The 11928-nt window shown below is 57.8% G+C and carries 11 protein-coding genes; all 11 read right to left on the bottom strand.

The features are described 5' to 3' along the window. Positions 1-186 precede the first annotated feature (186 nt). Positions 187-1446 (bottom strand): tyrosine--tRNA ligase, encoded by a 1260-nt coding sequence (gene tyrS / locus QP324_RS10115; protein ID WP_239279300.1) that lies wholly within the window; start codon positions 1444-1446, stop codon positions 187-189. 23 nt (positions 1447-1469) lie between these two features. Then, complete coding sequence (locus QP324_RS10110) at positions 1470-1643, bottom strand: Trm112 family protein (protein WP_005323252.1); 174 nt, start codon at positions 1641-1643, stop codon at positions 1470-1472. A gap of 56 nt (positions 1644-1699) precedes the next feature. Then, positions 1700-2737, bottom strand: a complete 1038-nt coding sequence (locus QP324_RS10105; protein ID WP_239279299.1) for an ornithine cyclodeaminase — start codon at positions 2735-2737, stop codon at positions 1700-1702. 12 nt (positions 2738-2749) lie between these two features. Next, positions 2750-4267, bottom strand: a complete 1518-nt coding sequence (locus QP324_RS10100) for an amino acid permease (protein WP_239279298.1) — start codon at positions 4265-4267, stop codon at positions 2750-2752. A gap of 219 nt (positions 4268-4486) precedes the next feature. Continuing rightward, complete coding sequence (gene argH / locus QP324_RS10095) at positions 4487-5917, bottom strand: argininosuccinate lyase (RefSeq protein WP_239279297.1); 1431 nt, start codon at positions 5915-5917, stop codon at positions 4487-4489. A gap of 6 nt (positions 5918-5923) precedes the next feature. Continuing rightward, complete coding sequence (locus tag QP324_RS10090) at positions 5924-7144, bottom strand: argininosuccinate synthase (protein WP_239279296.1); 1221 nt, start codon at positions 7142-7144, stop codon at positions 5924-5926. 81 nt (positions 7145-7225) lie between these two features. Continuing rightward, entirely contained in the window at positions 7226-7708 is a 483-nt protein-coding gene (locus tag QP324_RS10085) for an arginine repressor (RefSeq protein WP_239279295.1), read from the bottom strand. 3 nt (positions 7709-7711) lie between these two features. Next, positions 7712-8632, bottom strand: coding sequence for an ornithine carbamoyltransferase (gene argF / locus QP324_RS10080; protein WP_239279294.1), 921 nt, complete (start codon positions 8630-8632; stop codon positions 7712-7714). Continuing rightward, positions 8629-9807, bottom strand: a complete 1179-nt coding sequence (locus QP324_RS10075) for an acetylornithine transaminase (protein ID WP_239279293.1) — start codon at positions 9805-9807, stop codon at positions 8629-8631. The genes argF and QP324_RS10075 overlap by 4 nt, the downstream gene beginning before the upstream one ends. Continuing rightward, positions 9804-10739, bottom strand: coding sequence for an acetylglutamate kinase (gene argB / locus QP324_RS10070; protein WP_239279292.1), 936 nt, complete (start codon positions 10737-10739; stop codon positions 9804-9806). Before argB ends, QP324_RS10075 begins: the two co-directional genes overlap by 4 nt. A gap of 12 nt (positions 10740-10751) precedes the next feature. Further along, a complete protein-coding gene (argJ, locus tag QP324_RS10065; RefSeq protein ID WP_284815954.1) occupies positions 10752-11921 on the bottom strand; it encodes a bifunctional glutamate N-acetyltransferase/amino-acid acetyltransferase ArgJ in 1170 nt (389 codons plus the stop codon). Between the last annotated feature and the right edge of the window lie 7 nt (positions 11922-11928).

The raw sequence follows: 11928 nt of genomic DNA, 5'->3' as shown, positions 1-11928 counted from the left end.
TGAACCCTGTCAAATCCTTGAACCAAGCCCGTACAAAATTCGCAAAGAAGTAACCTCCCGGCTACCTCGCGGCGACTCGGATTAATGTAGTCCACCACAACCACACAACACAAACCCGCAGGACAGAATGCAAAAATGAAAAATGACGCCCTTCCAACGAGTGGAATGGGCGTCATCTATTGCTGCTTAGCTCAACTTAGCGCCAGCGAAGTTCTTCTTGCCTCGGCGCAGAACGAGCCAGCTGCCATGCAGGAGGTCGTCGGTAGACGGCTCCCACTCTGCCGATTCGATGCGCTGGTTATTGACGTAGGCGCCGCCCTCCTTGATGGTGCGGCGAGCAGCACCCTTGGAATCGGCCAAACCGCTGGCCACCAGTAGGTCAACAATGGTGCGCGGTTCGCCGGCGGCAATTTCCGCAACAGTGGTTTCCGAAAGCGCACCGGCAAGGGTCTTTTCATCAAGCTCGGAAAGTTCCGCCTTACCGAATAGTGCTTGAGCAGCAAGCTCGACAGCCTTGGTTGCCTGTTCGCCGTGAACCAGATCGGTCATCTCTTGAGCCAGGCGACGCTGAGCCGCGCGCTTATAAGGCTCTTCTTCCACCGCGCGCTCGTACTCCGCAATTTCCTCCTGCGTCAGGAAGGTAAACCAGCGCAGGTAGTCAATGACTACGGAGTCACCGGCATTGAGGAAGTACTGGTACCAAGAGTATGCGGAAGTCTTTTCCGGATCGAGCCATAGCTTTCCGCCGCCAGTAGACTTGCCGAACTTCTGTCCGGAGGCGTCGGTAACCAGCGGCACCGTAAGCCCATGTACCTTGGTGCCATCGATACGACGGTTAAGGTCTACGCCAGAGACGATGTTGCCCCACTGATCACCGCCGCCGATCTGCAATACACAATCTCGCTCGCGGCGAAGCTGCACGAAATCATTGGACTGCAGGAGCATGTAGGAAAACTCCGTGTAGGAAATGCCGTCACCCTCGAGGCGCCGCTTGACGGTATCGCGATCCAGCATCGTGTTAAGGGAGAAGTTCTTCCCTACGTCACGCAAAAAGTCGATAACGGACATATTCATGGTCCAATCGGCGTTGTTGACCATGGTGGCAGCCTGATCGCCGTCGAAATCGATGAACCGACGCAGCTGCCCCTTGATGGCTTCGAGGTTATGGGCCAAGTCTTCCTCACTCAGCATGGAGCGCTCGCCGACGTCGCGCGGATCACCAATAAAGCCAGTTGCGCCACCTGCCAGTGCAATTGGGTGGTGTCCCGCTTTTTGGAAGCGGCGCAGCATGATAAGCGGAACTAGGTGACCTGCATGGAGGGAGTCACCCGTGGGGTCGAAGCCGCAGTACAGCGCGATGGGGTTCTCGCATGCCTCGCGCAGGGCCTCAAGATCGGTGGACTGGTTGATCAGTCCACGCCATTGCAGTTCATCGATGATATTCATGGGGGTCTTTCTGAGAGTCGAGGTTAAGCTGGCCATTTCTGGGCGTGGTCTACAAGCATCACTGGGATGTCATCCTCAATGGGATAGGCAATGCCCAGCCGCTCGTTGACGAGAACCTGTTTATCTTCCAGATATGTCAAAGGGCCCTTGTCTTGCGGACAGACAAGGACCTCTAGCAACTTCGGGTCAAGACTCATGCGTCTTATCTTAGCGGGTAGAGGAAGAAGTTGGATCCCCCTACCCCACTTTGGCCTTAGAGCAGGGACGGAACGTTTGCAACCAGGGAGAAGAGATCCTTGGGATCATCGGGGTTGGCGATGATGTCAATCTCGGACTCCAAATCGGTGCCCTTGACGGAATCGCGCAAGTAACGCAGGGCGGAGAAGTCGTTGATGGCGAATCCGACATCGTCGAAGAGGGTGATCTGCTCATCATCATCGCGGCCGGTGGCCTGGCCAGTGAGCACCTGGTAGAACTCGACAACCGGGAAGTCCTCCGGCTTCTGCTGGATTTCACCTTCGATGCGGGTCTGCTCTGGGAACTCTACGAAGACCTTGGACTTGTCCAGGATGGAGCTCTCCAGCTCGGTCTTGCCCGGGCAGTCACCGCCAACGGCATTGAGGTGGACGCCTGGAGCGACGTGGCGCTCAGCCAGAATCTGGTTTTGAGCCTTGTCTGCGGTACAGGTGGTGACGATGTCTGCACCCAAAACCGCCTCGTCGACGCTGGAGCAAGCAGTGATATTAAAGCCCAGTGGCTCCAAGTTGCGCTTGAACTTTTCTACCGCCTCAGGGTCGATGTCATAGATGGTGATGTCCTCAATTCCCATAACGCCGCGGAAGCCAAGTGCCTGGAACTCGGACTGGGAGCCGGCACCGACCATGGCCATGCGCTTGGAATCCTTGCGTGCCAAGTGCTTTGCCACCATGGCGGACGTCGCGGCGGTACGCAGGGCAGTAAGCAGCGTCATCTCGGCTTCGAAGGTGGGGTAACCATTGTCGACGTCGGCAAGCACGCCAAAGGCAGTGACGGTCTGGAAACCGCGAGCCGGGTTGGAGGGGTGACCGTTGACGTACTTGAAGGAGTACTCCTTGCCATTGGAGGTAGGCATGAGCTCGATAACGCCGAACGGGGTGTGGGAGGCAACGCGCGGAATCTTGTCGAAGCGCTCCCACTCGCGGTAGTCGGCCTCGAGGTAGTCCACCATTCCGGTAATGATGTTTTCTACGCCTTCGCGCTGAATCCAGCGCGCCATATTCTCTACATCTACGAACTTAACTGCGTGGTTCATAAAAGTTCCTTTCTATTTCTTTGGGTGAAGGTCTGTTTGCGGTGCGGCCGGGAAGCTGGAGGTTGGCAGGTGCTTGGCCTTCTTCTCTTCCGCGATGGCGCGAATGCGGTCGCGCCATGCGTACCACATTGCCATAAAGACCGGAACGAGGAGCAGGGTCGACGCAAGTGCAAAAGTACCAATTGGATAATCAAAGGCCATCAAGATAATGACTAGGCCAATGAAGATGAGCACTGCCCAGTCTCCGCCTTCTCCAAACGGCGAGCGGTATCCCGGTCGGGTGTAGCTTCCACTCTTAGCCAGGCGCACAAATTTGAGGTGCGAGAGCGCAACTGCCGCCCAAGACGCCAATGTACCCAAGGCTGCCAGGTTGAGCACGATTTCAAACGCCATCTCCGGCACCACATAGTTGAGGAAGACGCCTACCAAGCCCACCATGGCCGCCATGACGATGCCTCCGTAGGGCACGCCAGACTTGGACATGCGAGCGCCAAACTTCGGACCGGAGCCGGAAGTGGACATGTTGTACATAATGCGGCCGGTGGAATACAGGCCGGCGTTGAGCGAGGAAATCGCAGCGGTGATAACGACAAGCTGGAAAATCGGGGCCGCCGCACCTACACCGAGGGACTCAAAGAAGGTCACAAACGGCGATACGTCAGCGACGTAATTGGTGTACGGCAGCACGAGCGTGAGCAGCAGCACGGAACCGAAGTAGAAAATCAGGATGCGCAGCAGCACGTTGTTGACCGCGCGTGGAATGTGCTTTTCCACGTTCTTGGTCTCGCCGGAGGTGGTGCCGACAAGCTCAATGCCGGCATAGGCGAAGACGACGCCCTGGATGACGATCACGGCAGGCATCAAGCCATTAGGCAGCCAGCCGCCGGTATCAGAAATGAGACTAAAGCCGGTCGGGTCGCCACTCGGGTGGCCAAAGATGAGGACGCCGATGGCCACCAACATGAAGATGAGCAGCGCGACGATCTTGATCAAGGAGAACCAGTACTCCAGCTCGCCGAAGATCTTCACCGAGAGCATATTGAACAGGAGGATGCCGCAGATGACCACGAGCGCAAGTGTCCACTGCGGGACGGAGTCGAGCCACGACGTGTACTGACTAAACCACTTGATGTAGATGGCGACGGCTGTGCCATCCGCCACAAGAGTCATGGCCCAGTTTCCCCAGTACAACCAGCCGGTGACGAAAGCGGTCTTCTCGCCATAAAACTCGCGAGCATAAGACACGAAGGAGCCGGAGCTGGGGCGATAGACGATGAGCTCGCCAAGTGAACGCAAGATGATGTAGCCAAAGAAGCCACATACGAGGTACAGCACGGCGAGGAAGGGGCCCGCGTCTTGCAGGCGGCTGCCGGTGCCCAGGAGAAGGCCAGTACCGATTGCGGAACCGATGGCAATCATCTGTAACTGGCGATTGCCCATTCCCTTTTGCAGGCCGTGGTCTTCCGAGGCGTAGACCGCCTTTTCATTCTCGTGTGGCCCCGCTGGGGACGGCGGAGAATTTACTGTCATAGGAGAGATCGTCCTTTCATTACGGTGAACGAGTCTGTTAGGTCACATTCCCTGCAAGAATACTAACGTAACACACTGTTACCCATGTCACCGGTACCCCCATTGTGTTCAACAACGCAGTTGAAGGGTTGGGAATGGGGGTCAATCTCCCACCCCCGCAGCGATACAAAAAAGAACCGCATGGCCAAAGACCATGCGGTTTTTAAAGCGCACCGAGAATTAGCGCAGCGGCTTCTGCGCCCACGTGCGAGCAGCCGCGGCACGTTCGCGGACAGTCTCGCGCTGCTCAGCCACGCGGACACCAGCGGTGCCGCCCTTGGTGGCACGGGAGGCCACTGCCCCGTCGATAGTGAGTACTTCACGGACGCTAGGCTTCAGCCGCTTGTCCACGTCCGCCAATTCCTCATCGGTGAGCTCCACCAGGTCAACTCCCCGCTTCTCAGCGATGCGCACGCAGGCGCCGGACGCTTCGTGCGCCTCGCGGAAAGGAACGCCTTGGCGAACCATCCATTCGGCCAAGTCGGTAGCCAGCGTGAACCCGCGCGGGGCAAGTTCGCGCATGCGGTCCTCGTGGAAAATCAGCGTGGACACCAGCCCCGTCATTGCCGGCAAAAGCAGATTAAGCTGCGCCACCGAATCAACGATGGGCTCCTTATCTTCCTGCAGGTCACGGTTATAGGCCAGCGGCTGCGCCTTCAGCGTAGACAACAAGCCAGTGAGGTTACCGATAAGGCGTCCAGTCTTGCCGCGGGTAAGCTCCGGAACGTCCGGATTCTTCTTTTGCGGCATGATGGACGAGCCGGTCGACCATGCATCATCCAGGGTGACGTAACCGTATTCCGGCGTACACCAGTAGATAATTTCTTCCGAAAGTCGGGACATATCGACGGCAATCTGCGCCAAGACGAAAGCCGTCTCGGAGGCGAAGTCACGAGCCGCAGTGCCATCCAAGGAGTTCTCCGCGGCGGCATCAAAGCCGAGTTCCTCCGCAATGGCTTCCGGATCTAGCTGCAAGGAGGAACCGGCTAGAGCGCCTGAGCCGTAGGGCGATACAGCCAAGCGCTTATCTAGGTCCTGCAGACGCTCAATATCGCGCAGAAGTGGCTGCGCATGGCCCAAAAGCTCATGCGCCAAAAGAACTGGCTGTGCCGCCTGCGAGTGAGTTTTGCCCGGCATAATGGCGTCCGGATGTGCTGCTGCCTGATCAGCCAAGGCATCCACCAAGTCGCTCACCTGATCCGCGGTATCGCGAATGGCATCGCGCACCCACATGCGAAACAGCGTCGCGACCTGGTCATTCCGGGAACGGCCGGCACGCAGGCGACCGCCTACCTCTGGACCCACAATCTCGATGAGTCCGCGCTCCATCGCACCGTGGACGTCCTCGTCCGTGGGCGCTGGGCGGAACTCACCGGAGGCCACCTTCTCCCCTAGCTCGGTGAGGCCGGAGAGCATGGTGTCCAAGTCGACGTCGGAAAGCAAGCCAGCTTTGTGCAGCACCTTGGCATGTGCCTTGGAGGCTAGTACGTCATATGGTGCCAGCACCCAGTCAAAGTGAGTAGATACAGAGAGGGCAAACATCGCCTCAGATGGACCACCCGAGAAGCGGCCGCCCCATAGAGCACCCTCATTAGTCTTATGCGGTTCCATGTGCTCCTACTTCTGCGCGCTGGTAGGGAAACCGCCGTCGCGGTCGCGCTGGTTGGAGATCTGGGTGGACAGGCCGTGCAGCTGCACAAAGCCCTTAGCCGCGGTCTGATCGAAGGTATCGCCAGTGTCATAAGTAGCCAGGTCAAAGGAGTACAGCGACTGGCCGGAGCGGCGGCCGGTGACTGTGGCGGTACCGGCATGCATGCTCAGGCGGATATCACCGGTGACGTTTTCCTGGGACTCCTCAACGAAGGCATCCAGGGAACGCTTCAGCGGCGAGTGCCAGAGACCGTCATAGACCTCCTCGGACCAGCGGGCATCGGTCAAGCGCTTGTAGCGAGCCAACTCGCGCTCCACGGTGACATCCTCCAGCGCCTCGTGGGCCTGGATGAGGACCATGGCGCCTGGAGCCTCATAGACCTCACGGGACTTAATGCCTACCAAGCGGTCCTCCACCATATCCAGACGGCCAATGCCCTGCGCACCAGCGCGGCGGTTGACCTCTTCAATAATCTGCAGCGGGGACATCTTCTGGCCATCGACTGCCGCCGGGATGCCCTTCTCAAAGGAGATGATGATTTCATCCGGGGCATTACCCAGGCTCGGGTCCTCGGTATAGGCGTAGAGATCCTTTGTTGGCGGGTTCCACAGATCCTCAAGGAAACCGGTCTCTACCGCGCGGCCCCACAGGTTCTGATCGATGGAAAATGGTGAGGAAGCGGACTGCTCAATCGGCAGGTTGATCTCTTCCGCGAAGGCGATGGCCTTATCGCGGGTCCAGGCATAATCGCGTGCAGGGGCGATGATTTCGAGGGAAGGATCCTGGGCACGGAAGGAAACCTCGAAGCGTACCTGGTCATTACCCTTGCCGGTGCAGCCGTGGGAGACGTGGGTGCCGCCGAATTCCTGGGCCGCTTTCACCAAGTGCTTGGTAATGAGGGGGCGAGAAATAGCCGATACCAGCGGGTACTGCTTCATGTACATGCCGTTTGCCTTGATGGTGGGAACGCAGTATTCCTCCGCAAACTCATCCTTGGCATCGATAACGATGGACTCTACGGCACCGCAGTCAAGTGCACGCTGGCGAACCGATTCCATATCTTCGCCGCCCTGGCCCAAGTCCAGGGAAACGGCGACAACGTCACCACCGGTCATTTTTGCCAGGTATGGGATGGCAACGGAAGTATCAAGGCCACCAGAGTAAGCCAAGACTACGCGTGCGGACATGGTTAATCTCCTTGTTCTATTGGAAACAATTCATCTAAGTACATAATATACGATGGTGGTCTGGATTGCCACCACCGCCGTCTAAATATTCCGCGTGGTAAGTATCACTGCCAAATCTGCGCCCGTGACGCCCTCGCGCGCCAAGACGAAGATGGTGTCATCGCCGGCGATGCAACCAATGACATCGTGCAGCCCCACCCTGTCAATAAAGCTGGCAAGGTACTGGGCCGCACCGGCTGGGGTGCGCAGCATGGCTATATTGCCGGAAGAATCATGGGAAACCACGAGCTCATCGAGCATACGGCGCAGCTTTTCGCGGGGACCGCCCACCTGGTCTTCAAATTGCTCCAGCTCACCGCCGACCACGTAGTAGGAACGGCCACCATCGCGCTTTACCTTCTTCGCTCCCAACTCATCCAAGTCACGGGACAAAGTGGCTTGCGTGATGTCGATGCCGTCTGCGAGAAGAAGCTCGGATAGTTGCACCTGGCTGGTGACGCGATTGCGATCTAAAATCTCCAAGATCTTGGCCTGCCGAGCATTGCGGGTGGTCGGGGTGTTCATTACTTAGTTGGTCTCCTTATTTATTTCGAGCAACCAGACAAGAAGCGCTTTCTGCGCATGCAGGCGGTTTTCCGCTTCATCAAAGACGCGCGACTGTGGTCCATCAATTACCTCAGCCGTGACCTCATTTCCACGGTACGCCGGCAAACAATGTAAGAATATTGCATCCTTATGCGCCTTGCTCATTATGGTCGAATCAACCTGATATGGCAGAAACGGCGTACGCCTATCGCGGCCATCGTTTTCCTGCCCCATAGAGATCCAAGTATCTGTGATGACTACGTCTGCGCCTTCAACTTCATCGACGTCATCAGTAATGGTGATGTTGCCCCGCTTGCGCGCGCGATCGACGAATTCCTGGCGCGGCTGGAATCCTTCGGGCGCGATAATAGAGACGTCCATGCCAGCCGTGGCGAGACCAATCATGTAGGAGTTAGCCATATTATTATCGCCATCGCCCAGGTAGACGGCCTTTTTGCCTTTGAGGTCACCCAGATTCTCGCGACAGGTCAGCAGGTCAGCCAAAATCTGGCAGGGATGCAGGTCGTCGGAAAGCGCATTGACCAGAGGAACGGTAGCAGTCTCCGCCATCTGGAGGAGATTGTCATGGTCAAAGGTGCGCCACACGATTGCCTCCACGTACCGCGAAAGCACCGCGGCCGTGTCTTGGTAGGACTCCCCTTTGCCCATCTGAGTCGTAGAGGTATCGACGGTAATGCCCTTGCCGCCCATATTCGCTACTGCGGTTTCAAAGGAAAAGCGGGTCCGCGTAGACGTTTTATCAAAGAGCACCGCCACGGTCTTAGGCCCTTCTAGTGGGCGTTCCGCAAAGGGATCCTTCTTGAGCTTTTCAGCTAGATCCAAAACGGTTGCTTGTTCTTGTGGGCTGAGATCGTCGTCAGCCAGAAAGTGTCGCAGGCTCATGCCAGTTCCTCCATTATCGTCCGAAGTGTTGTCAGTGCTGTGTCTAGTTCATCGTGGGAAATAACCATGGGTGGGGTGAGGCGGAGTACGTTCTCACTGGGTGCGTTGAGGATGATCCCCTGTGCGAGCCCGTCGCGCACCACCTGCTTAGCCACAGGTTTTGCTAAAACAATGCCGAGCATAAGACCTCGGCCCCGTACGCGTTCTACAAGCGGCAATTTTTCAATCTCTTGCCGCAGATAGTCACCCTTACGGGTAACTTCCGCAAGAAATTCCGCATCCACGGTGTCAAGGACTACGTTCGCCGCAGCGCAGGCGACGGGGTTTCCGCCAAAGGTGGTGCCATGGGAGCCAGGTTTAAACAAATCCTTGGCGCGACCTCGGGCAATGGTCGCACCGATGGGTACTCCGGCGCCCAAACCCTTTGCCATGGTGATGACATCCGGTTGAACGCCTTCTACCTCGTGGGCGAAAAAAGTACCCGTACGGCCCACGCCCGTCTGCACTTCATCCACCATGAGCAAAATGCCGTATTCATCGCACAGCTCGCTTACCTTCTGCATGAATCCCGCAGGGGCCGGAATGACGCCGGTCTCTCCCTGAATGGGCTCAAGGATGATAGCCGCAGTATCGGTGGGATCTTGCTCGACCAAGTGGCGCAGGTAATCCGCATCCCCGAACGGGTAAAACTCCACTCCGCCCGGTAGTGGGTGGAAGGCGCGCTGCTTATCGGGCTGGCCGGTCAGGGCAAGCGCACCCATGGTGCGGCCATGGAAGCCGTGTTCTGCCGCGAGGATTCGGCGCCTGCCAGTCAAGCGGGCAAGCTTAAATGCGGCCTCGTTCGCTTCGGCGCCAGAGTTGCAGAAGAAGACGCGGGCACCGCTATCCCCTACCCGCCTAATCAACTTCTCCCCGGCGTCGAGCACCGGCTGCGTGGCAAAGAGGTTCGAGGTATGCACCAAGGTGCGGGCCTGGTGTGAAACCGCCTGCGCCACCTGCTCATTGCCATAGCCCAAAGAATTGACAGCAATCCCAGCGAGAAGGTCGATATAGCTCTTCCCCTCCTCATCTGTAAGCGTTGCTCCTTGGCCGGAGACGAGGCCTATCGGTGGCGTGCCGTAGGTATCTACAATCGTCTCCGACCACCGTGTGGTCAAGCTCGGTGGCTTGTTCATGCTGCATCGTCCTTCCTGAAGATGGTCCCTTCGGGATAGTCGTGTTTGTCATAGTCATCTGGCAGCACCATGGTTCCGACGCCGCCAGGGGTAAATAGTTCTAAAAGCACCGAGTGACCAATCCGGCCATCAATAACGTGGGCGGCCGATACCCCAGCTTTTACCGCCTTAAGGCAGGACTCCATTTTGGGAATCATGCCGGAGTCCAAGTGCGGCAATAGATGGGATAGCCGGCCACATTCAATCTTTGATACCAAGGACTCACGGTTCGGCCAGTCCGTATATAGCCCTTCTACGTTGGTAAGGATGATTAATCGCTCAGCCCCAATCGCGCTGGCCAAGGCGCCAGCCGCACTATCGGCGTTGATGTTATAAATAGCGCCATCCTCTCCCGGTGCAATGGTCGAGACCACAGGGATGCGTCCGGCCTGGATAATATCCATGACGGCTGCAGGGTTGACCTCTACGATGTCGCCGACCATGCCAATATCGGTAGGTTGTCCATCGATCTCCACCAGCCGTTTCGTAGCCCGAAATAGTCCTGCATCTTCTCCTGAGGTCCCCACTGCATAAGGACCATGGGAATTGATGAGGTTGACCAATCCGCGGCCCACCTGCCCAAACAGCACCATGCGCACGACGTCCATGACTTCCGGCGAGGTCACGCGGAAGCCGCCTCGAAACTCCCCTTCAATGCCGAGCTTCTGCAGCATAGAGTTGATCTGTGGCCCGCCACCGTGGACCACCACGGGATGGACACCGACGGTGCGCAAAAAGACCATATCCGCCGCAAAGGCCGCCTTGAGCTCCTCATCCACCATGGCATTTCCGCCATATTTCACCACCACTATGGTGTCCCGATAGTGCTGGAGCCACGGCAGTGCATCTGCCAAGACAGTGGCCCGCTCGTGGTCCCTAAGTCCGCTAATCATTCTCATCTCTCCCTAGGAGCTATACGCCGAATTGATTTCCACGTAGGCATGGGAGAGATCCGTCGTGCGCACGAATGCCGACCCCGCGCCTCCCGTGCCCAGATCCACGCGAACATCAATATCGGCGCCGCTCAGGTCCACCTCGCGTGCCCCCGGCGTGCCCGTTGATGCTAGACAGACCGGCTGGTCATTGAAATAGACGGAGATGTTGTCCGGATCCATTTCTGCATCTGCCATTCCCACAGCGGCGAGGACACGTCCCCAATTAGGATCGGAACCAAACATGGCGCACTTAAAAAGGTTGTCGCGGCCCAAGGTGCGCGCGGCATCGAGGGCCTGATCATCCGTGGCCGTGCCCTCTACCGTGATTTTGACGCGCTTAGTCACGCCTTCCGCATCTGCTTGCAATTGGTCCGCAATGTCCGCGCACACCGCAAGCACCGCCGCGTCAAGTTCTTCTTGGCTGGGTGCAATCCCCGATGCCCCAGAGGCCATGAGGATTACCGTGTCATTGGTCGAGGTAGACCCATCTACGTCGAGGGTGTTAAAAGTCTTGGCCGCGGCCTTGTCTAGGGCGCTGTGGAGTGCGGGAGCACTCGCGGCGGCGTCGGTAGTAAGGCATACCAACATTGTTGCGAGAGAAGGAGCCATCATGCCTACTCCCTTGCCCATGGCCCCTACCGACCAGCCGTCCGCGGCATAGGTGGCTTCCTTGGTTACGGTATCGGTGGTCATAATGGCCGCGGCTGCCGCATGTGCGTGTTCTGCACTCGTGCCAAGGCCCTTCACTACGTCGGCCGCACCAGCTAACACCTTGTGCATTGGCATGGGCTCACCGATAAGTCCCGTCGAACAGGCGGCAATGTCTCCCTCGGGAAGGCGCAGGGAGTGAGCAACCTCGGCTACCAGCGCAGCGGCGTCCTTGTCGCCCTGCGCACCATTGCACGCATTGGCGTTTCCAGAATTGAAGATGACCGCAGCCAATTGACCATCGCTGATCGCCTTGTGGGAGAGTTTCACCGGCGAGGCCACCACGCGGTTACGGGTAAAGACTGCCGCCGCGTCGAAGCGAGGTCCGTTATTGACCACCAAAGCCATATCGGGCGTGCCGGAGGGCTTAATCCCCGCTGTAGTTGCGCCGGCGCTAAAGCCGGCGGGGCCGGTGATCCCAGCTGTACTCATTGTATTC

Source organism: Corynebacterium sp. UMB0012, from assembly GCF_030216265.1.
In the GTDB taxonomy this organism is placed as follows: domain Bacteria; phylum Actinomycetota; class Actinomycetes; order Mycobacteriales; family Mycobacteriaceae; genus Corynebacterium.
This window is presented reverse-complemented; position numbering and strand designations above follow the sequence as displayed.